At 62.1% G+C, this 19,830-nt stretch carries 21 protein-coding genes; 3 read left to right on the top strand and 18 right to left on the bottom strand.

The features are described 5' to 3' along the window. Positions 1–25 precede the first annotated feature (25 nt). The 15 genes from CUR21_RS05990 to CUR21_RS05920 all read right to left on the bottom strand — a co-directional run bounded on the left by CUR21_RS05990 (position 26) and on the right by CUR21_RS05920 (position 12,688). Positions 26–892: a helix-turn-helix transcriptional regulator gene (locus CUR21_RS05990; protein ID WP_100196102.1), complete on the bottom strand. Its 867-nt coding sequence runs from the start codon at positions 890–892 to the stop codon at positions 26–28. 382 nt (positions 893–1,274) lie between these two features. Continuing rightward, entirely contained in the window at positions 1,275–2,300 is a 1,026-nt protein-coding gene (locus tag CUR21_RS05985; protein WP_100196101.1) for a type IV secretion system protein, read from the bottom strand. Then, positions 2,300–2,719, bottom strand: coding sequence for a hypothetical protein (locus tag CUR21_RS05980; protein WP_100196100.1), 420 nt, complete (start codon positions 2,717–2,719; stop codon positions 2,300–2,302). The genes CUR21_RS05985 and CUR21_RS05980 overlap by 1 nt, the downstream gene beginning before the upstream one ends. Positions 2,720–2,739: 20 nt before the next feature. Continuing rightward, the gene (locus CUR21_RS05975; protein WP_100196099.1) at positions 2,740–3,774 is read right to left on the bottom strand and encodes an ATPase, T2SS/T4P/T4SS family; all 1,035 of its coding nucleotides are present in this window, start codon (positions 3,772–3,774) and stop codon (positions 2,740–2,742) included. A gap of 1 nt (position 3,775) precedes the next feature. Next, positions 3,776–5,101, bottom strand: coding sequence for a TrbI/VirB10 family protein (locus CUR21_RS05970; protein WP_100196098.1), 1,326 nt, complete (start codon positions 5,099–5,101; stop codon positions 3,776–3,778). Next, entirely contained in the window at positions 5,098–5,811 is a 714-nt protein-coding gene (locus tag CUR21_RS05965; RefSeq protein ID WP_157791950.1) for a TrbG/VirB9 family P-type conjugative transfer protein, read from the bottom strand. The genes CUR21_RS05970 and CUR21_RS05965 overlap by 4 nt, the downstream gene beginning before the upstream one ends. Continuing rightward, a complete protein-coding gene (locus tag CUR21_RS05960) occupies positions 5,808–6,455 on the bottom strand; it encodes a virB8 family protein (RefSeq protein ID WP_100196097.1) in 648 nt (215 codons plus the stop codon). The genes CUR21_RS05965 and CUR21_RS05960 overlap by 4 nt, the downstream gene beginning before the upstream one ends. A 26-nt stretch (positions 6,456–6,481) precedes the next feature. After that, on the bottom strand, positions 6,482–7,279 hold the full coding sequence (locus CUR21_RS05955; protein ID WP_100196096.1) for a type IV secretion system protein: 798 nt from the start codon (positions 7,277–7,279) through the stop codon (positions 6,482–6,484). Continuing rightward, positions 7,276–8,442 carry a lytic transglycosylase domain-containing protein gene (locus tag CUR21_RS05950; protein ID WP_100196095.1) on the bottom strand — a complete coding sequence of 389 codons (1,167 nt, stop codon included), beginning with the start codon at positions 8,440–8,442 and terminating at the stop codon, positions 7,276–7,278. Before CUR21_RS05950 ends, CUR21_RS05955 begins: the two co-directional genes overlap by 4 nt. Before the next feature lie 4 nt (positions 8,443–8,446). Further along, positions 8,447–8,662, bottom strand: coding sequence for a hypothetical protein (locus CUR21_RS05945; RefSeq protein WP_100196094.1), 216 nt, complete (start codon positions 8,660–8,662; stop codon positions 8,447–8,449). After that, on the bottom strand, positions 8,659–11,055 hold the full coding sequence (locus tag CUR21_RS05940; protein WP_100196093.1) for a type IV secretion system DNA-binding domain-containing protein: 2,397 nt from the start codon (positions 11,053–11,055) through the stop codon (positions 8,659–8,661). Before CUR21_RS05940 ends, CUR21_RS05945 begins: the two co-directional genes overlap by 4 nt. Beyond that, a complete protein-coding gene (locus CUR21_RS05935) occupies positions 11,045–11,323 on the bottom strand; it encodes a type IV secretion system protein VirB3 (RefSeq protein WP_100196092.1) in 279 nt (92 codons plus the stop codon). Before CUR21_RS05935 ends, CUR21_RS05940 begins: the two co-directional genes overlap by 11 nt. A 9-nt stretch (positions 11,324–11,332) precedes the next feature. Beyond that, positions 11,333–11,623, bottom strand: coding sequence for a TrbC/VirB2 family protein (locus CUR21_RS05930; protein ID WP_100196091.1), 291 nt, complete (start codon positions 11,621–11,623; stop codon positions 11,333–11,335). After that, on the bottom strand, positions 11,620–12,198 hold the full coding sequence (locus CUR21_RS05925) for a lytic transglycosylase domain-containing protein (protein WP_369802508.1): 579 nt from the start codon (positions 12,196–12,198) through the stop codon (positions 11,620–11,622). The genes CUR21_RS05930 and CUR21_RS05925 overlap by 4 nt, the downstream gene beginning before the upstream one ends. Positions 12,199–12,328: 130 nt before the next feature. Further along, a complete protein-coding gene (locus tag CUR21_RS05920; protein WP_100196089.1) occupies positions 12,329–12,688 on the bottom strand; it encodes a hypothetical protein in 360 nt (119 codons plus the stop codon). Positions 12,689–12,883: 195 nt separating this feature from the next. Here CUR21_RS05920 and CUR21_RS05915 point away from each other — a divergent pair, with 195 nt between their 5' ends. Continuing rightward, the gene (locus CUR21_RS05915; protein WP_100196088.1) at positions 12,884–13,159 is read left to right on the top strand and encodes a hypothetical protein; all 276 of its coding nucleotides are present in this window, start codon (positions 12,884–12,886) and stop codon (positions 13,157–13,159) included. A gap of 47 nt (positions 13,160–13,206) precedes the next feature. On the opposite strand, the gene CUR21_RS05910 is transcribed toward CUR21_RS05915, so the two are convergent. From CUR21_RS05910 to CUR21_RS05900, 3 genes are read right to left on the bottom strand one after another with little or no spacing between them, the layout of a single operon-like run. Then, a complete protein-coding gene (locus CUR21_RS05910; protein WP_100196087.1) occupies positions 13,207–15,219 on the bottom strand; it encodes an ATP-binding protein in 2,013 nt (670 codons plus the stop codon). Then, complete coding sequence (locus tag CUR21_RS05905) at positions 15,206–16,495, bottom strand: SIR2 family protein (RefSeq protein ID WP_232622708.1); 1,290 nt, start codon at positions 16,493–16,495, stop codon at positions 15,206–15,208. The genes CUR21_RS05910 and CUR21_RS05905 overlap by 14 nt, the downstream gene beginning before the upstream one ends. A 51-nt stretch (positions 16,496–16,546) precedes the next feature. Further along, positions 16,547–17,743: a Fic family protein gene (locus CUR21_RS05900; RefSeq protein WP_232622707.1), complete on the bottom strand. Its 1,197-nt coding sequence runs from the start codon at positions 17,741–17,743 to the stop codon at positions 16,547–16,549. 301 nt (positions 17,744–18,044) lie between these two features. On the opposite strand from CUR21_RS05900, the gene CUR21_RS05895 reads away from it, so the two are divergent. Both CUR21_RS05895 and CUR21_RS05890 read left to right on the top strand, forming a co-directional pair. After that, complete coding sequence (locus CUR21_RS05895) at positions 18,045–18,701, top strand: hypothetical protein (protein WP_100196085.1); 657 nt, start codon at positions 18,045–18,047, stop codon at positions 18,699–18,701. 239 nt (positions 18,702–18,940) lie between these two features. Then, complete coding sequence (locus CUR21_RS05890) at positions 18,941–19,783, top strand: hypothetical protein (protein WP_100196084.1); 843 nt, start codon at positions 18,941–18,943, stop codon at positions 19,781–19,783. The last annotated feature ends 47 nt before the right edge of the window (positions 19,784–19,830 follow it).

The raw sequence follows: 19,830 nt of genomic DNA, 5'->3' as shown, positions 1-19,830 counted from the left end.
GGGCTATACCGCCGTGTATCAGACCTTACCGAGGAGTCTCAAAATCCTCGGTCGAGAGGCGGCTTACACTGCGGAAGATGCTGGGCGAGGAGCCGGCATGATCGTGAAAGAAGCGCGAGAAGTGCGCCGGCACGGAAAACCCGAGTTGATCGCCGATCGCCGCGAAGCTTTGCGTTCCGTCGGCGACGGCCGCAACCGCCTGTTCCAGCCGCTGCACGTTGAGGAAGACCCTCGGTGTCACCCCAATCGAGGTTTCGAACAGCCGGAAGAAATGCGCCCGCGACAGGCCCACGTCGGCCGCGAGACGATCGAGATCGGCGATCTTGCCCGGTGCCGCCTTCATGCGCTCGACGGCCTTGCGGATGCGGAAATCAACCCGATGGTGGGCGGCGAGGTCACGGATCGAATTCGGCACTGCCCGCCAGTCGGCGAAGCGTTCGATGACAGCGACCATCAGCTCGCCGAGAAGCACCTCGTGCATGGCGGCACGGTTCGGCTCCTGCACCATGGCCTCCGCAAGCGTGCGTGTGCGCAAGCGGATATCGAGGGTGATCGAGCCGACGTTGGAAGAGAAGAAGTCGGGCGCGTGGCTCGCCGCCCAGTTCGGCCGGAAATGACCAAGCCACTGCGGTTCAATGTAGAGCGCAAGGATTACTGTCTTCGGCCGCGTCGGGTCGTGCGCATAGGCATGAGGTTCCCAGGCGTTGATGAGAACCGCGCTTTCGTTCGTGAGCGGTACGAGCTTGTCGCGCACCGAAAACTGCGTGTCGGCGCCCTCGACCTTCAACAGGACATGGCAATGCGGGTGCGCGTGCCGCACCAGAGGCCGATCCATATCCAGCAGCGCCACCCTCCCGAAGCGGCCACGTGCGATGTGAAGTGCATTCGACATCGCTCACATATCAATCACTTTACAGAAATTACAAGTCCGAGATGGAAGCAGAGCGTTCCTGCCGATGTCGAAAGCATGGATGAGAATCTCAAGACCAGGTTGGAGACCCAGATTGGCAACCTTGAGCGCCGGATCGAGAATGTCATCGCACAGGAGGAAACCTCTGCCGCCAAAGCATAGCTCCTGCGTTCAATTCCCGGTAGCCCTGCGGCGTCATTCGTTTCATCGTCGCAAGTGTGGTCTCTAGCAATGTCTTAACGCTTGCAGGGCGAGTTGTGCCTCACCGCTTCTCCGCTGTCGCGGCGAATGCCACGCCGCACACCAACAGGCAGCTTTCCGTCCATGTCGATAAGAACACATCGCTGCGACGCCGCGTTGGACTTCACCGCCCCAACCGCTTCGCTCTCTCAGCCACCCTGACCACCTGCGCGCTCGCGGTCGCCGCTGCGCTTCGCATGGCAACAGGCGCTTGCACTGCCCCCCGCCCGATCGCCTCCCCCGTAGTGAGCGCACCGATCCTCGCCCTGCCCTGCACACCAGAGGTGTTCATCAGCCCCCGTAATACCCCAGCAGACCCACTGACGATCGCAGGTGCTGCAGCCACCATCAGGTTCCCCGAAATCCCCCGCACGATCAGGGGTGTTGCCGCGACGAAACCCTTGGCCAGGAACACCATCACGAAGAACGGGACCAGCGAGCCGATGTTTGTGGCTGAGTTAGGGTCGCCGAGCTGGGCCAAGAGCGAATTCGCCATTCCGACGACGGTCGAGAACATGGCGGCGATGACGATAGGGTAGAAGGCGTAGCTGATCGTCGTCGAGACCCATCTGTGGAAGAAATCCTTGGTCGCATCGAAGAGCGACAGCGCGATCATGATCGGCGCAAGGCCGAGCATCAGGGTCAGCATCATCTTGGCGAAGATGAGGACGATCCCGGTCATGAAGCCAAGGAGGCTGAGGAGCACCAGGCCGATGCCGCCGAGGATCGCGCCCGTCATCCAGTTCAGATTGCTGCCGATCGCGTTCAAATATGTCGCGAAGCGCTCGATCAGGTTGTCGAATTCTCCCGCGAAATGGGTTGCGCCTGCGCCACCTCCGCCGACCGACGAAACCAGCGCGCCGGCGACATAGTCGAGGCCTCCGATCACGGCGTTGGACACCGCGTTGAAATTGGCCCAGTTAAACGCGAAGAGACCTATCAGCGTCAGCTTGATCAGGTACCAGAAGAAGCTGGCCCCATCCATGCTGCGGAACTGGAAGGCCATGTTGATACAGACGCCGATCAGGGAAAGCGTGACCATCAGAAGGACGATCGTGCCGGTATTGCTGGCCACAGCCCCGAACTGGGACTCGGCAGCATCGACAAGGAAACCGTCGGCGGTTTCGACCATCCAACTGACGACGCTCATTACCAGTTGCCCTGAGCTTCGCAGATGTCTTGTACCGCTTGGCGCAGATCGTTGCGCTGCTGCCGGATCTCCCGCTGCGCTGCCGTATGTTCCGAGGCTGATGCCAGGCGATACCTTTCGTTGAATTCTTCAGAGGCATCTTCCCATGCCGGGAAGCGGACTTCGCAGCCGCAGTTGCCCGTCTCGACGATCTGTTCCCATGCGCGCAGTTCGTACAGATCCATCAACGTCAGTGCCTTGTAGGCCTCGCGCGGGTGGACTTCATCCATCCAGGTCGGTCGTGCGGGCCGGTCGTTGCAGATCCGGTACTGCTGAGGCGACATGGTCACGGTGAGATCGTTCGTGACCTGCGGTGCGGTCTGGGCCGCGAGGGGCGCGGCGAGCAGGGTGACAGCTGCGGCGAGGGTGATCTTGCGCATGGGAATTTCCTTTCGGTTCTTCATTCGGCGGCGACTGCGGGGCGCTTTGTGCCCCTGGTTCCGGCCTTGTTCTGGTCTGGATGTCTCGCCTGCACCGGCAGGAAGAACTCGGTGATGCCGCGGGCGCCGTCATGGCGGCCGGCCTGGATGATCACGTCGATGGAGCCCTCGATGTAGTCGACCATGTCGGCATAGGTCATCGGCACATCGGTCTTGAGCGCGGCTATGGCGAGACGGCGGACGGCCAGTTGCGGGGTTTCGGCATGCAGCGTTGTGAGCGAGCCGCCGTGGCCGGTGTTGATCGCCTCGAGGAAGGTCATGGCCTCGCGGCCGCGAACTTCGCCCAGCACGATCCGGTCCGGCCGCATCCGCAGGGTCGAGGCCAGAAGCACATCGGCGCTGCGGGCCTCCGTGTCGCGATCAGCAATCAGCGTCACGGCATTCGGCTGCTCGGGCCGCAATTCTGCAGCCTCTTCGATCGTGATGATCCGCTCTTCGGGCGGGATCAGGGAGAGGATCTTGCGCGCCGCGACTGTCTTGCCGGTCGAGGTGCCGCCTGAAACGATCATGTTGAGCTTGTTCTCGACGCAGAAGCGCAGGGCGGCATCGATGTCGCCGGAGGCCACCACATCGCGGAGCGCGGCGTTCCGTTCGCGACGCAGGCCTTCGAGGCTGCGCTCCTTGTCATAGAGGAAGCCAAGCTTGATGGCCTTCAGTGGCAGCGAGGAAAAGAACCGCAGCGAAATCGAAAAGCCCCCTTCCACAGCAGGCGGCTGGATGACCTGCGCCCGGATCGGCCGGTCGCGATAGAGGATCGAGACCGAGACGATGGGCTTCTTCTGGCTGAGCGTCGTCGACGCAGCCGAGGCGATCTGGTTGCCGAGGTCCTTGATCTCGGTCTGGGTCAGCGGCGTGCCGAGGCCGCGCATGAAATGATCGCCCTGAAACTCGCCCCAGACCCGACCATCGGGGTTGATGCAGATCTCGATCGTGTCGTCCCGCTGCACGGGCGCGCCCAGCCGGTCGAGCGAGGCTTCGAGATAGCTCGCCGCCATGTCAGAAAATCTCCAGATCGCGGTCGACCATGACCGTGATCCGGGTGCCTTGGTCGACATGGATCACGGGCCGGATCGCGAGATAATCCTGCATGACGCTTTGGGTGCTGTCGCGCAGGTCCGTGCCGACGTCACTTGCGATGTCGGCTGCTGCCTCATCCTCGATCTGTCCGGCCGCGGCTGCGGGCAAGGCCCCGATCAGAGAGATCAACGCGGCCGAGCCAAAACGCTGCGCGAAGCGGGTATCGACAAATCCAGTGGTGCCGGTGCGGCCGAGTTCATCCCCACCGAAGGCGCTGATTTCCACGGTCTGGTTGTCGGGCAGGATGATGCGGTCCCAGGCCACCATCACCCGCGATTGCGCGAGCGCCACATCGGAGCGATAGCGGCCTACGAGACGCGCGCCGCGCGGGATCAGGACGCGCGTGCCGTCGAAGGAATGAACGTCTTCGGAGACGATGGCGCGGATCGCGCCGGGCAGCGTGCTGTCAAGCGCCGTCTCGGTCACGGCCTGGATCATCGTGCCCTGCACGACGGTGTTGCCGGGGTTCACGATTACTTCAGCCCGCGTCACCGGGGCGGGCCTTGCGCCTGCGCGGACGAAAGCTTCGTCCTCATTCAGGCGTGCGGCCTCGAGGCTGTTCTCCCGGTCGGTCCCTGCCCCCATCCCGGAAAACGCGATCATGGGCGAGGCGATGCGCTCGGCCCGCGCCTCGGCCTCCGCGATCCGGCGGCGTTCAAGTTCGGCAAGCCGCAACTCCTCCTCGTTCGGCCCGAGGTCCGTCGGCGCGGGCGGCGTCAACCGCGCTACTTCAAGGTCCATGCGCAGCTGGTCAAGCTCGCGGCCGCGTTCGGTCAATTGCCGCTCGAGCGCGCGTTGCGTTTCAGACGAGGCCTCCTGTAGCGCCGCGATCTGCGCCGTGAGATCGGCGATGGCCTGCTCTGCGCCGCTATCCGATGCCTCGACGGGCCGCGCACGCAGGTCTTCGAGTTCTGCGCGCAGCGTTGCGAGACTTTCCATCAGCGCCAGTTCTGACGCGGTGGGGCCAGTCTCAGCCGGGGGCGGCGGTGCAGGCTCAACCACGGGCATGGGCGCGAGGTCGCCGAAGCCCGATACTGCGGTCTGGAACTCTTCCGGGGAGGCGGTCGGCAGAGGCGCTTCTGGCGATGGCTGCAGGGCGGCCCAGGCCAGGCCACCTGCGGTCACGATCCCGGCAACGCCAAGGATGGCGCTAAGCGGGGAGGGACGTGCTGCGCCGCGCTTCTTGTCGCCCGTTGCTTCAAGCGCCGCGAGACGCGCAGCAAGGTCTTCGGTGTCCTGGCTCATGACGCGGACCCACCCATATCCTGAACACAGACCTCGTCTTCGCCGAGGCGCAGAACCCATTGGCGGTTCACCCCCGAGACACGGATGACACCGTCCTCGAGCGCGGTGCTGTTCACCGCCCGCTCGCCGCCATTGGCATAGCGAAAGATCGCCGGGACCGGCGCGTTCCGCGCGAAGCGGAAATAGGTGAAGGTGCCGTCATCCCAAACGGCCGTCGGTGTGAACTCCTCTTGGGAGCTTACGGCATAGTTTGCATTCGGCGCCTCGGCCGCGACAGCCCGGGCCGGTTGAACGCCGCTCTCAGGATAACGGAACTGCACCACGTAATGGGGCGTCTCGCGCGCCTCGACGACGTGGAAGTAGTAGGAGCGGCGGTTCGTGTAGACCGTGATGTTGGTCGCGACGCCTGAGGCCGCAGGCTTGATCGCGAAGGCGCGGCCGCCGGGCACACCATCGAACTGGAAGCCGACTGTGTCGCCCGCGATGATCGAGCGGATCGTCTCGCCTTCGCCGAATTCGACGGTGGTGACGCGGGTCAGAGTGGTGACGACGCGGTAGACCTGCCCCTGTTCCCAAGTGGCGATCCGGACGCGGTTGTCATGGGGACCGGGGCGCGGCGTGGTCTCGGCAAAGGCTGCGGGTGCGGAGAGCACGAGGGCACCGGCGACGAGCAGGGCGTGAACAGGGGCAAGAACTGGAACAGAAGTCATTCGGAACGGTCCGATCGGATGGCATATTGGGTGACGGTGAAGCCGAAAGGGTTTTGCCAGACATCGTCGATCGAGCGGGTCCGTTCGGGCTGAAAAGCGAACATCAATGTTGCGGTGAATGATCCGTCCTGCGCCCCTTGCGGGCTGGTCAGGCGCTTTCTGAGGCGCACCTGCGCGCGGTTCTCACCGATGAGCGTGATTGAGGCGATCTCGACAGCCATCTCTGCCGCGGGGCCGTAGCGGGTCGGCGGATAGCTCTCCTGTCCCGAGGTCCACATGGCCCGCATGCTGGCCTCGGCAGCCCCGGTGGATTGCGCCAGCACCCGGCGGACGCGCAGATCGTTGTCGAGCTGGTTGTAGGCCTCGCGGTCGAGGATGTAGCGGTAGATCTGTGCCTCGATAATGGCGGGCCGCTCGGCAAGCCGCACCGTTTCGACCGTGGCATTGGGCAGGGCCATACCCGTCGCGGGATCATAGGGGACGACGACCGGCGGCGGTGTCTCGACCATCAGGGCAACGGCTGCAGCGGCAAGGCAGCCGAAGACCCCGAAGCCCGCCCCGCCAAGGCCGATCATCCGCCAAAGCTGCTCCCGGCGCAGCGCGCCATGGATCAGTTCCTCTTCGACGAGTTCCCGCGTGCTCATACCTGCCGTCACGTCCGGTGCCTTGCTCATGGCCGCAGGCTCGGCAGGGTGAAGTCCATGTAGCGGCGCTCTTCAGCGACGGTGGCAGCATCCACCACGCCGGCATTGCCCGCGCCGAGGGTCTGGATGGCTTCAAGTTCCCACATCCGCGTCATCGCGATGGCCAGTTCCGCCGTGACGCGGGTGTTGTGGTCCATCGACGCCTTCAGGTCCTCCATCTCCGGGATCATCGCGACGAGCTGTTCGACGCGTTCGAGCGACTGGGCCGCCTCAGCATGGCTGTTCTGGGCCGCCGCCGACATCACGGCGCCGGTCGTGGCGCGGGTGGCGACACCTTCTGCCCCCGGATTGCCGCTGGTCGCGATCTCGCGCAGCGAGTCCTCGTCGAACCCGGCACTGGCAAGCGCCTGTTCCATCTGCGTGCGCAGGGGCCCCGCGTTGGGGCCGATCAGGCTCGACCAGTCACCCGCCTGGATGCCTCGGATCAGACCGGGGATGTCTTCGAAATTGGCCTGCAGGAGGCCGTCGAGGTCACCGCCCATGGCGAGACCGAGAATGCTGCGTGGCCCGGTCAGCGAGGCATACATCTCCTCGAGCTGATCGAACTGCTGCTGCAGGAGGTCAAGCTGCGCCAGCGCATTGTCCAGAAGATCGGTCTGGATCCCGAAATCCTGCAGCATCTGCTGAAGCTGGCGGATTTCCTGGGCGATGTTCTGGGTATCGACCGTGGGCACGCCCTGTGCGGTGACTGGCCCCGCAAGGGCAGCGGTCAGCGCGAGGGTCGCGGCGGTGGTGGTGAGGGAACGGAACAAACGCCGGATCATCGCAATGTCTCCTGGGTGAAATCCATGAACTGCCGCTCAGCGGCTTGGGCCGCGGCCATGGCGAGCTGTTCCTCGCTCAGCGGCTGGGTATGGGCGGCCTTGATCCGGGTGCGGATCGCGACCAGCCGGGCCAGCTCGGCGCGCGCATAAGTGTTGAGCGCGATCGCCTCGTGCAGATCTTCCGTCTCGCCAATGCGAGTGATGATATCCTGCACCCGCAAGGCGGCCGCGCGGACCGAGACCAGCGAATAGTCGCCATAGACACCCGCCCCATGGGCCGAGAGGCTGAAGCTCGCATTCGCCAGAAGGACCGGATCGATCGTGCCGAGCGCATCGATGCCGCCGACGGCAGCGAGGTAGCTGTTGTACTGCTGCGGGATCACCACGACGTAGTGCTGGGTTTCTGCGAAGGGCGGGACGCCGCCGTAGTCCTGCACGTTGCCAGGGCCCGCGTTGTAAGCGGCAAGCGCGTGAATGATGTTGCCATCGAACATGTTCAGCATCATCGCGAGGTATCGCGCGCCGCCGGTGACCTGCAGATAGGGGTCGTCGTAGTAGGCCGGATTGATGCCAAGGTCGCTCGCGGTGGCGGGCATGATCTGCGTGAGCCCGAAGGCCCCCACGGGGGAGCGTGCCCCGATCTGGAAGCGGCTCTCCTGCCAGATCAGCGCTTGCAGCAGGCAGCGCCACTGGACCAGCGACAGTCCCGCGCGGCTCACCCCTGGCAGCCCATGCGTGTCACGTGCCGCGCGGATGATCAGTTCCTCAATCCCTTCCCGGGCATCGCCGAACATCCGGGCCGCGGCCGGGTTGTTGTCTTCGGGCGCATAGAGGCTGGCCGCAGCACTCTCGACGTCGCTAACAGCCCCCTGCCCCGCCTCGAGCCCGGCCACTGTGCCTGCGACATCGCCGGAGCCGAGGGACATCGCATCCATCAGCCCTTCGAGCGAGGCGAGTTGCTGGCGTTCAATCTCGGCCAGTTCCTCTTCGCGGGTCAGTCGGTCTTGCTGCATCGCCAGGTCGCGATCGGTCTGATCGACGATCGCTTGCCGCTCCGCGAAGAGGCGCAGGTCGAAGGTCGGCACGCCCTGGGCGACTGCTAGCCCCGCTGTGGGACCTGCCAGCGCAAGGCCAATCATCCAGAGGGGAAGCCAGCTCCGCATTGGCTCAGCCGCCCGTCCCCAGCATCACGAAATCGCAGGCCGTGTCACGCCGTGTGACGGCGGCACCCATGGTCGAGATCGTGGTCGTGGCGGTAGCCGCCTGTCCGGGCGCATCGCGGAAGTTGAAGCAATTGGCCTCTGCGGGATTATGCTGCGCGCAGGCTGCCAGGCTCAGGCCGATGCCAAGCAGCACGGCGCTGCGCGTGATGGTACGGGTCATGTCACTCTCCAGAAATCAGGGCGATCACGGTAGTCAGGGCCGACAAGGGCCTCGCCCTTCTCCATGCCACCGAGGATGGTCACGAGGGGGCCGAGGGCGCTGAGATCGGCGTCGATCACGACCGAACCCCGGTCATCGCGCACGAGGGCCAGCCGCGAGGCGGAGCCAACGCCCAGAAGCACGTCGAGTTCTTTCTCGCTGAGGCCGAGCATCGCGTAATCGGCAGCCGAGGCGCGGATGTTGGGCAAGAGCACCTGCGTCGGGACGGCTTCCACGATGGTCTTGCCGGTCCGGGTACGTTCGAGCTGGCTCGCATACTGGGTCATCATGACGACGACCGCGTTTTGCTTGCGGGCAGTCACCAGCCAGTTCGAGAGCCGCTCCGCGAAATACGCGTTGTCCAGCGCCTTCCAGGCCTCGTCGATGACGATGATCGTGGGCTTGCGGTCCTCGATCACCCGCTCGACCCGGCGGAAGAGGTAGGAGAGGACCGCCATGCGTTCCCGCTCGCTCTCGGAATCGAGGATGCCGGTCAGGTCGAAGCCCGCGACGTCAGCGTCGGTGCTGCCCCCGATCTGGAACGTGTCTTCTGCGTTCGCCCCGAAGATCCAGCCGTAGCGACCCTCGGCCGTCCATTCCTGCATACGCTCGAAGAGATCGCCTTCGTCATCGGTCGAGACCAGCAGCGAGGCGAAATCAGACCAGTTGCGCAGCCCCGCGTTCCCCGCACTGGCGTTCTGGCGCACGACCTCCTGCAGGCGGTTAGTCTGCACTGGGGTCAGCGGCCGGTCGCGGCGCTCGAGGAGGCTTGCCAGCCAATCGGCCAACCACGCCTGACCGCGGGCATCTATCTCGGTCTGCAGGGGATTGAGCCCCGTGGGTCGCCCTGCCCGCACGGTCGAATAACTGCCGCCAAGCGCGCGGACGGCCATTTCCATACCCGCGCGATAGTCGAAGACGAAGACCCGCGCACCAGCGCGCCGGGCCATGGTCATCAGGAAAGCCGCCAGCACGGATTTGCCCGAGCCGGGGCGGCCGAGGATCAGGGTGTGCCCGCCAGTGGGTTCACGGTCCGGTGCACCCTGTTCGTGGAAGTTGAAGCGAAACCCGCTGCGCTCTGGCGTCGGGAACAGCGTGATCGGCACGCCCCAGGGCACTTCCCGACCAGTCTTGCCGAGCGGCGTGCGGTGGAAGGTGGCGAGATCGGCGAAGTTGTGGTTCGTGATCGCAGCCTTGCGGCTGCGCGCACCGGTGTTGCCAGGATGCTGCGCCATGAAATGCGCCCGCCCCCCGAAGGCTTCCGAGATCAGGTTGATGCCGGAGGTGGCCGAGATGTTGCGGATCTCGGCCGCGATGTCGTCGAGCGCGGCCTGGGATCGCGCATAGACAGCCACCGTCATGTGGTGCTCGCCGAAGATCAGACGTTTCGATTCCAGATCGTCCTGGGCGAGTTCCAACTCCTGCGCGAGGCTGACGGCACCGTCATTGGCGGCCTGCATCAGGCGCAACTGCCGCTTGATCCGGCCGGCCATGATGTTGGCGTTGATCGGCACGAAAGAATGGGTGACCACCATGTCGACGGGCAGGTTCAGCTCATCGAGCATCAGGCTGTCGGTCTTGGCGGGGTAGTTCTTCACCGCAAAGATCGCGCCGAGCTTGTCGCCCACGGCGCCATCGGACAGCGCTATGGTCGTGCCGCGGAAGGTGACCCGGGTATTGGCGACATCCTCGGCGATCACACCGAGGCGCGAGCGGGGGAAGAGCGGATGCTCCTCGCCCGTGTTGAGCGAGCCAAGGAAGCCCAGAAGTTCGCCGGTGCTGGCGGCAAGCAGCCGGGGTTTCAACTCGTCGAAGGACGACAGGAGAAACCCCACGACCTCGTCGAGCTTGCGCAAGCGGCGTGTTGTGTCCGCTGCGTGACGCGCACGCAACGCGCCCAGACCGAAGGGCAGTCGGCTGCCCGCCTCCGGGCGCTTCAGCACGGTCAAGGTCAGTGTCTTGTCGCGCAGGCCAGCTTGACCCAGATGCGCGCGCCACCGCTGATCGACGGCAGCCGCGAACCCCTCGCCCGGGATGGGCGGCAGGGTCACGTCGACCGCTTTCGACACCTTGTGCAGGTAGAAGGAGAACTCGGTTCCGACCTGCGCGACGATGCCTGCCAAGAGCCCGCCGATCCGGTCGAGATGGGCGTCCTCGCTCGTGGTGCTGTTCACCCCCTCGAGCCGGATGCATTGCATCAGTTCGTTGCCCCTCGTCCGGATCGTCCGGTCGGTCACGAGGCTCACATAAGGCAACATCGACGAGAGCCGCTTCTCGCCCTTGACCCATGCCGGCAGTGCCGTCAGCGGCTCGAGGGCGTCGGCCACGTCATCGGCTACTCCATCACGGGGCATAGCTGTCGCCTCCGTGCAGTTTGCGGTTCGTCGTAGGCGGGGTTTCCTGCAAGGTGATCACCAGGACATCGAGGAAGTTCGAATCCCAGTCCGCGGCTTTCCAAAGCGCCGGCCAGGCCAGCCCCGCGAAGACGGCCACCACCCAGCTCTGCACCCAGAGGAACAGCAGCGTCGAGCCGAAGAGCCAGACCATGGCGTACATGATCGGCAAGCCCATCAGCTTGGGCGGCCTGAGAAGGCCGATGAACACGCGGGACTGGTCGGACATGGGTCTTGCTCAGGTCGTCCAGATGGCTGCGACGATGGTGGGCGCTGCGGCGATGCCCGCGATCGCAACCACGACCCAGAGCGCTTGGCGGAAATCGAGGATGCCGAAGAGCCAGGAGAGGAAGACGCCGATCAGCGCGAGCGTGCCGATCACAATGCCCAAAGGACCGGTGATCGCATCGACGATGCCTTGCAGCAGGGTCTGCACGGGCGAGAGGTCGATGCTTTGCGCAAGCGCCGGTCCTGCCAGGACGATGAGGGCCATCGCGCCGAGCGCGACAATAGAAGGTTTGGACGTCACGAAAGGTCTCCTCTCAGCCGCTGGAACACGGCTGTCACACGGGCCACATGGCCTTGGGTTTCTCGAAAGGGGGGAATGCCGCCATGGCGGGTGACCGCATGGGGACCGGCATTGTAGGCCGCGAGCGCCAGCGCGGGATCGCCGAACTGCTCGAGCATCATCAACAGGTATCGCGCCGAGCCGTCGAGGTTCTGGGCGACGTCATGGGGATCGACGCCGAGATCGCGCGCGGTGTCGGGCATCAGCTGGCCGAGCCCAATGGCTCCAACCGGGCTCAGCGCACGCGGGTTATAGGCGCTCTCGACCTCGATGTTGGCGCGATAGAACAGCGCCCAATCGGTGACCGACAGACCCGCCTGGCGCAAAGCATCATGACTGCCGTAACGCAAGGCGGTGGTCTCGATGGCATGGAGGATTTCGGGGGAGGCGCGAACGGCGCGTGGGGTGATCGCTGCGGCAGCTGTCATATCGCTCAGGGGAGCATCATTCCCACGGGACTGCGGTGCGGCAAAGAGAAAGAGACGATCTGGAAGGGGCCCAATCTGGGCGTCTTCGTCGCCGGTGAACGAGCGCAGGTTACTCGCAGTCTCGGCGGTGTCGATCAGTCGGCCATCGGGGCTGACCTGGAAGATGAAACCGTCGGCAAGGGCCGGGGGTGCGGAACAAACACCTGTACCCAATGCAACGACGAGCGCAAACGCGCAGTCAGTTGTCCTTGACCAAAACCGGGCCGGTCCTTGGCTCGGATGTCCGTCCGGGGGCTGCGTGACGCTCGCGGGCACCCTCGACGAGCGGGATGCTGGCGGTCGTGCAGCCCATGTCGGCAAGGAAGCTGACAAGGCCAACGATGGTCTTGAAATCGCGCAGCTTGAGGACACTGCGGCTGGTGACGAGCATCTTGTCGGAGCTACCGTCCGGAGCAACTGCCCGGATGACCCAGGCGCCGTACCAACTGTTGTGGCGCTTCTCGGCCCCTTCCTTGCAGACCACCTCGATAAGGTAGCCTTCGGCAAGGAGGCCGCGCAGTCCGTCTTCTGTAACCACATTCGGGGCTTCTTCTATCATGGCCTTCCCTTGGGTCCTTTCTCTGCCTGAGGTGCAGTCTCGGGCCCACGGGGTCGCAACACCGCGGGCGATACAAGACAACATGAACGATAGCAAGACAATTAAGACGACTTGACGAAGATCACCTTGCTCCGATAACGGTGATAACTGACAAAATCGTGATCTTAAAGGCGGCAAAGGAGTTTTGCCCTGCACATGACCTGTGCGCGCAACATTACCCTTGTGCTGCTGATCACCGTGCTCGTGGCGGGTGGTCCGGCTCACGCTTGCACCCCGCCGGAGCGGCCGTTCCTGCCCACATCACGCGAAGACATGCGCGCCTATGCGGATCTGATCCGCGGGGACTTTGAGGCCTACATCGCTGAAGTGCAGGACTACTTCCGCTGCCTCGACGAGGAACGCGCCCGCACATTCATGGAAGCTCGCGAGGTCAGCGACGACTATGCCACGTTCCTGAATGCTGTCGAGTAAATGCGCTCCGCTTCTTTCCAAAAGGCATCCAGATCGACGGGCTTTGGCTACGGTTTCCAACCAAGTCTTGGATTCTGTGGGACATACCAAAGGTCTCGAACCTGTGTATCGTCGCTGTTAGGGGTAGGATTAGCGTCCCGAACTCGGAATGTCGTTGGGATTTTCACTGCGCTCCCAAAAATCAATGCATGTTGCTTCGGCAGAGATGGAAGCCGCCTCAGAACGGTCTCCGAAATAAATGGCGTCATCTGCTTGATCTGCGAGAGGTCATCAGGATTTTGAATCCGATGAATGATGAAGTTGTTGCATTGGGAGAGGACCGTCTTTGAGAGCTCGCTCGGCCGTTGCGAAGCCACAATCAAGAAAGCCCCGTATTTCCGGCCCTCTTTGGCAATCCGCTGAAAGGTGATGCCCGCGTCAATGGCAAAGCGGCTCGGGCGCTCAGAGATGTAGCGGTGCGCTTCTTCAAGGATCAGATGGACAGGCATCTTGTTTCGGGGCGTCGCGCGGCGCATCCGGTCGAAGATCAGCCGTGCAACAACGGCAGAGGCTAGTTCGACGATCTCGTCCGAAGCATCGTTCAGGTCGATGATGCAAAGCTGCCGTTCTTTCCGGTAGTTTTTCCCTTGCCTGGCAATTCCCAAAAGCCGATCCACGAAGTGGGTTGGCTCTCTATCGTGATCTTCGAGATTCTCGACTGCCGCCCGCAAAAATTCGAAATCAGGGTTATCGGAAACCGACTTCAAGCGCGTCACCATTTGCGAGCAGTAGTCGCGTATCTGCTTGTTTCCGTTTGCCTCCTCGTAGTGAAGCGCAAGATCGAGCGCCGCAAGTAGCCTGTCAAAGGTGAACGGCTTGTTCGCATAGGTTGGTAGGACCGGCTCTTCCTGGACAAAGTTCGACAGAAACTCTGCCAGCCCTTCGGCGTCGGCGAGCTGTCCATAATTCACGCCGACTCGGTGCCTGATAGCTGCGATGCTGATGTCCTGCGTATTGAACGATGCAAGAATCGACAAAATACGGTCTGACTTGCTGGCGCTGCTTGCATCACTTTGCAGGATCGCGAGGACAATTTTGGCAAGGACGTGGTTTTGGATCGCCGCGATCCCGTCGTTGCCCTCAACGACACCATCGTCCTTCTCTGCGAAGAGGGTAGTTAGGCCGAGTGCAGTTCGAAGCGCGGGTTGCTGTGATCGGTCGCTGGCGCGCAAAAGAAGCGCCCACTCATCAACTGTCATGAACCAGTGCGGCAGCCGGAAGCGGCTTACTCCTTCGCTTCCCAAGATGCTCCTCGTTGAACCCTCTATCTCTGCGCCTGGATCAGTGGCTTTGAGATAGCTTGAATTGATCGACAACGGCAGGTTGTCGAGCGCTTGTCGATACTCGCCATTGACATCAAAGATCACAAAAGCTGCGCCAAGTGCTCCGAAGTCGTCTGGCTTCATGAAAACAGACTGAAAAATCGAGGCAACCGTGCAAGATTTTCCGCTTCCAGTATTGCCCAGAACGGCGATGTGCCCCCCGAACAGGGCATCAAGCTGCGCCTTAACAGGGTAGTCTTTGAACACGGCCGAGGTGCCTATTTCGATCGTATGGGGAACCGTTCCTTCACTTGCAGCGCCATCAGCGTCGATTTTTGTCTGTCTATCTGCCGGCTGCTCCACGTTGAAGATGCGGTCTAGGTCTTCATCACGCGCATAGAGGGCGTCTGCATAGAGCGGGGGAAACGTCGAGACACCGAACTTGAAGGAGCCTCCCAGGACAGGCATAGAGCCAACAGGGACCACATCAAGGAATTTTGCCGCTGTGGCTTTGTCCATTTCTGGGCCGCTGACATAGGCTCGCGAAAAATCCTTTTCGCTGAGGCCGATAACCTCCAAGACGACATACTCGGATTGGGTCGGCACCATGAGATATGATCCCAAGGTCGCGACATAGTGGACGTCGTCAAAGCCAACGACCGTGAAGTTATCGCTGCCACGATGTAGCTCGACGACCAAGCGATCCGCTGCAACGCTTACTATCTTGCCTATGGCGCGGCTTGCATCATCCCTCGCCATTTTCGCCACCCTGCTGCTTGGAAAGCAGCTTCTTGAAGACTTTTTCGATAGCCTGTTCTTCTTTCTGGTCAGCGCTCGTTGGCATCAAGTCCTGGACGATACTGTTGAAGTAGTGTGCCTTCTTGCCCGTCTCCTCGTCGCTGCCCCAAATGAAGGAAATCCTCGGGTCGCCGAGCGCTGCGAGTTCTTTAGTCACCGGATTATTGAGGTCGTCAGGGTTGAGAAACGCGACCAGGCGGAAGCCGGGGAGGGTCAGCCCTTGAAAAATGATGTTGTTAATGTGCTCGTCGCCAAAGCTGAAGCCCATCACCAAAAGGACGCTTTGGTCTTGAACGATCTGGCGCTGAAATTCACGGAACATGTCCGAGTAGGGCGAGCCAAAACTCGCCGTCTGCTTTGAGGGCGTCGGATAGATCATGACGCGATCCTTGGAAGGGTCGAGCTTGTCAGAAGACTCCCGGATCGGGAAAAGACCCATCTCCTCTTCCGTCCAGTTTACAGACCCGTGAAGCTTGCAGAAATGCACGTATCCATCAACCGCCGCCCATCTTTTTGACGAAATATCGAGCTGCTCGGCCAGGGCACGGCGGTAAGTGGAAGGGTTGAATCGGCGCTCAACCGTGCCCGCAAACCCGTTGGAATAGGGGATGCCAGATCGATCCATCGCCCGTTCGTTGAACAGGTCATAGTTGGTGGTAAAGACCCAAGGTGGGGCGAGCCCACGGGATCGAGTCGCCAGAGACTGATAGAAGCGCCGGTAAAGCGTTACGATGGTTTCATCTCCGTGGGCGAATCGTCCCTCGGTGCATTTCTGTAGGATGAACCTCTTAACACCCGCGATGACGGCTTCGACAGCTTCATGCGCTTCCTGAAACTCACTCTTGGCGCTCGTCCTGCAAAATCTCTGCGCCGTCATGAGGACTTCCATCATTCGCTCAAGGTTTTTCTTGAAGTCTTCGTGCGTTAGATCGATACCAAGCTGGTCCCTGAGCGCATCTCGTTGTTCAGCCGAGACAAAAGCACCGACGCCGGGGAGACCAGGCATACCCTGAAGCGTTGTCTGGAACTCTGCCGCAAGTGGTCCCATCGTCGGGATGCCAAGCTCATGGCCGTCATGCACGTAAGAAGAGCAACCTGAGCCAATGAGAAAAGACAGGTTCTTGGAACCGAATACCTCTGCCAGATGCCGCCGGATGACATCAGCGCGGTCGTCAAACCCTGCTTCTGGTGGAAGCTTGGCAAACTCGTCTTTGCTTCCTTTTCTGAAATTAATCAAAAGTTTACCTCAATTGCTTCATTGTTTTCTATGGTGCCACTCATCATTCTCTCACTCATCTCGTTCTGGAAACAGCCCCGGCATCCACCGCCCAGCATACTTGGCAGGGAAGGCCAGATTCAGCGGCGCACGGGTCGATGCTGACGAAAGCGCCCCCGCTTCGAGGAGCGCAGATGTCACCCGCCGCGCAGTGCGGTCGCTTGTGCCAAGAATGGTCTCGACCTCCCCACGCTCGATCTGCCCCTGATAGAGCACAGCTTTCAGCACGGTATCGGCTTTCGGTGGCAGCGCTCCAGCACGCATCTCCTCTTCCGCCCAGATCAAGATGCGGTCCCGCAATCGGTCGGGCCGCATGAGCCCTGCCATGAACTCCACCTGGTCGATGCAGATGCGCAGAAAGAACTGCGCGAAGGAGGCAAGCGCAGCCTCGCTCAGCGTGCCGCGGCCGTCACGGTCGCCACGGCGGGGGCCGTCACACGCGGCGAGGTGCTCCTTGTAGGCTGCCTCCTGCCGCGCCAGCCCGCGCGCCACTGACCAAAGGCCGCGCGTGTCCAGGGTCTTGCGCAGCATGGCGTAGGACATGAGACGTGCAACGCGCCCATTCCCATCAAGGAAGGGGTGCACCCAGAGAAGCCGGTGATGGGCGCAAGCCGCGGCAAGGATCGGTTCGATCCTGCCGGGAAGGCTATAGGCTGTGTGCATTCGGTCGAGGAAGCGGGGGACGGCACCAGGGCTGACGGCGATATGCCGTCCGACTTCAACGTATCTTGTGCGCAGTTCCCCGGGCACAACCGGGATTTTCTCGCCTGTCTTTGGGTTCTCGACGAAGAGAAGCTCGGGCGGCAAGAGTTCACAGAACCGGCGATGCAGTTCGATGATTGACGCAGGCGCGGTCGGTGGTTCCGCCATGCTATCTTCGTCGATCCATTTCTGCACGGCGACATGCGCCCTGGCTTCAAGCTGAAGGTTTCGCTTCTTCGGATCGGCGCTGTAGTCGTTCCGCATCGCGCGTTCGATGTCGATGGGATGGGTGTCATGACCCTCGATGAGGTTGCTGTAGTAGCAGTTCATCGCCCGCACGAGATCGGCAAGCGGCTCTGCAATTGAAGCGGGCAAGCTGCTGCGGAACGCAGCGGACTTCTCCGCCAGATCGAGCACAAGATCATTTAACCCCGCGCGGGCAGGAGAGCCATCTGAGACCATGAGAGGCTCGAACAAGCCTACCGTCTCGCCGTCATCACGGACCATCACATGACCTTCCCTCTGGCCGCTTTCTTGGCCGTACGCAATCTCCACAAAATGAATATTTATCATAGTAGTGGGCTACAGGCTACGGAGATCACGTCCGGTGATTTGGCCGGTTCTCTTTCCACTTGCGCTTGGCTTTGGGATCCCATGGCGCAATCGGCGCCCTGTAGCCACGTCACGCGTCAGACCGTCATCTGCGACCCGCCCTTGGGGGGTCACACCACAACTCATGCGATGAAATATCCTTGCTATCGTTAGTGTTGTTTTGTATCGCCGAACCATTGTAGTAGGAGTCGGCGTCATGAAGCACAGCGTCAGAACCGCGACAGCCGCCGCGGCCATCACCGTATCGAGCCTCGTCGGGTCGGTCGAGCCGGCGCAAGCCTATCAGGTCGACTGCGCCATCTTGCTCTGTCTGGCAGGCGGCTGGCCAGCATCGGCGCCTTGTGCCCATGCAAGGGCGGTCTTCATCCGCAGGATCACGCCCTGGCCGATCGAGCCGCCCTTGCAGATCTGGCGCTGCCCGATGGGGGCGTCGTTCAGCGCCCCTGCCGTGGAGTCGCCAATGGAACGGTTGTACGACATCGCCTTCCGGGATGCGCCTCAGGTCAGCGTGCCGCAAGATCCCTTGCCCTTGGTTCAGGTCCAGTCTGACGAGCGAGCCGACATCGACATTTCGGGTGATGCTTTCGACTTCGTTCGCAGCATCCGCGTCTTTCACATCCAGTTCAGCCAGCGCCAAAATCGAGATGGCGATTGCATCCGATCCGACGGCACACGTCTTGGTTCCTACGGCACGCAAGGTGATTACCACTGGCGAGGTTCGAGCGTAGCCGCCGTGCCTACAGCATCTGACCTTCCTCGCCCAAGCGGCTGCGGACAGGTCAACTACCGCTCGGTCTTCGTCGATTGGCGGGATCATGAGGGGAACTACGGCTTCGAAGAGGTCCGCTACTGAACCTGTGCGGGCCTCCATCTGGCGGGCCCGCTTCCAATACATTGTGCACCGGAGACCGTGCACTGAACCCAAAAAGGGAAACGACGCCAGACCGTAAAGCCTGACGCCGCGCTAGAAGAACCCGTGAACAAGGATCTTCTAGCGCACCGTCCGAACCTCTGCAACCGGCAAAGTTGTTTTGCTGGCAAGAATGTTGTTTGCTCTCGGCATGGGGTCGTCTCTCATAGGAGACACCGACCATGGAACCCACGACCGGCCTGATCCTCCGAAGGATCACCCAGACAGACTTATCCGTTTCCGCCCACAAGCTGGCAACCGTCATCCTCGACGCCATCGCGTGGAAGGAGGGCTACAACGGGCTGCCGCGAGGGACGGCCGCTTTCACCCTCGCTGATCTTGCGTCCAAGATGGGCATCTCCCGTCAGTACCTGACAGAACTGCTGGCTGAACTCGAGGCATCCGAGCTGGAGCTGAGGCGAGAGAAGCCAAACGGCAAGTTCGCCCCATGGCTCTTCCGCTTCACGGCCTTTGATGCAGAGGGTGAAAATCAGGATGTTGAGTCAGGCACAGGCGACACATCACTATCTAGAAAAGAAGATAACAAAAATGTATTCTCAGGACAGATCACCATCGGCGCCGAGTCGAACGTCTTCCAGACCTGTTGGGCGGAGCTGATCAAGGCGGCAAAGAAGGCCCTGCCCTGCTGGAACGTCGACACCCAGGTAATCTGGGACCGTTTCCTAGCCTTCAACCGATCGCGAGGGAACGACAAGGTTCCGGCCGGCTTCCTCCTAGGCTTCATGCGCAGATGGCGAACATCACCAGGCACGGTAAGCCGACCGGAGACAGCGGCCACGCCGGAGAGAGCGCCCAATCCATGGGCGCGCGATCTACACAATCAGATAAAGGCTGCGCCAAGTGGCAACAGGCAGTTTCACGCGTCTGACTTGTGTCGCCTCATCGGGCAAACTGCCTATGAAGCGCGTATCCATGACGTCATCCGGCAGTTCTCATGCCCCAGATTCACGGCGACGCTCGCGGTCCATGGGCGAGCTGTGTTAGCCGGCGAGATATCACGATGACCCAGTCTTGGCGCGTGGCCTGCAATGCGCGCCTGTCTGAACCCTGC

It is taken from the genome of Pseudorhodobacter sp. MZDSW-24AT (genome assembly GCF_002794355.1).
In the GTDB taxonomy this organism is placed as follows: Bacteria; Pseudomonadota; Alphaproteobacteria; order Rhodobacterales; family Rhodobacteraceae; genus Pseudotabrizicola.
This window is presented reverse-complemented; position numbering and strand designations above follow the sequence as displayed.

Bases quoted from the DNA above. Each gene is read 5' to 3' on its own strand.
- CUR21_RS05960 (WP_100196097.1), bottom strand. From the start codon at position 6,455: ATGAGCACGCGGGAACTCGTCGAAGAGGAACTGATCCATGGCGCGCTG.
- CUR21_RS05950 (WP_100196095.1), bottom strand. From the start codon at position 8,442: ATGCGGAGCTGGCTTCCCCTCTGGATGATTGGCCTTGCGCTGGCAGGT.
- CUR21_RS05940 (WP_100196093.1), bottom strand. From the start codon at position 11,055: ATGCCCCGTGATGGAGTAGCCGATGACGTGGCCGACGCCCTCGAGCCG.
- CUR21_RS05965 (WP_157791950.1), bottom strand. From the start codon at position 5,811: ATGACTTCTGTTCCAGTTCTTGCCCCTGTTCACGCCCTGCTCGTCGCC.
- CUR21_RS05895 (WP_100196085.1), top strand. From the start codon at position 18,045: ATGAAGCACAGCGTCAGAACCGCGACAGCCGCCGCGGCCATCACCGTA.
- CUR21_RS05985 (WP_100196101.1), bottom strand. From the start codon at position 2,300: ATGAGCGTCGTCAGTTGGATGGTCGAAACCGCCGACGGTTTCCTTGTC.
- CUR21_RS05955 (WP_100196096.1), bottom strand. From the start codon at position 7,279: ATGATCCGGCGTTTGTTCCGTTCCCTCACCACCACCGCCGCGACCCTC.
- CUR21_RS05980 (WP_100196100.1), bottom strand. From the start codon at position 2,719: ATGCGCAAGATCACCCTCGCCGCAGCTGTCACCCTGCTCGCCGCGCCC.
- CUR21_RS05990 (WP_100196102.1), bottom strand. From the start codon at position 892: ATGTCGAATGCACTTCACATCGCACGTGGCCGCTTCGGGAGGGTGGCG.
- CUR21_RS05970 (WP_100196098.1), bottom strand. From the start codon at position 5,101: ATGAGCCAGGACACCGAAGACCTTGCTGCGCGTCTCGCGGCGCTTGAA.
- CUR21_RS05945 (WP_100196094.1), bottom strand. From the start codon at position 8,662: ATGACCCGTACCATCACGCGCAGCGCCGTGCTGCTTGGCATCGGCCTG.
- CUR21_RS05920 (WP_100196089.1), bottom strand. From the start codon at position 12,688: ATGATAGAAGAAGCCCCGAATGTGGTTACAGAAGACGGACTGCGCGGC.
- CUR21_RS05935 (WP_100196092.1), bottom strand. From the start codon at position 11,323: ATGTCCGACCAGTCCCGCGTGTTCATCGGCCTTCTCAGGCCGCCCAAG.
- CUR21_RS05900 (WP_232622707.1), bottom strand. From the start codon at position 17,743: ATGGTCCGTGATGACGGCGAGACGGTAGGCTTGTTCGAGCCTCTCATG.
- CUR21_RS05975 (WP_100196099.1), bottom strand. From the start codon at position 3,774: ATGGCGGCGAGCTATCTCGAAGCCTCGCTCGACCGGCTGGGCGCGCCC.
- CUR21_RS05915 (WP_100196088.1), top strand. From the start codon at position 12,884: ATGACCTGTGCGCGCAACATTACCCTTGTGCTGCTGATCACCGTGCTC.
- CUR21_RS05890 (WP_100196084.1), top strand. From the start codon at position 18,941: ATGGAACCCACGACCGGCCTGATCCTCCGAAGGATCACCCAGACAGAC.
- CUR21_RS05910 (WP_100196087.1), bottom strand. From the start codon at position 15,219: ATGGCGAGGGATGATGCAAGCCGCGCCATAGGCAAGATAGTAAGCGTT.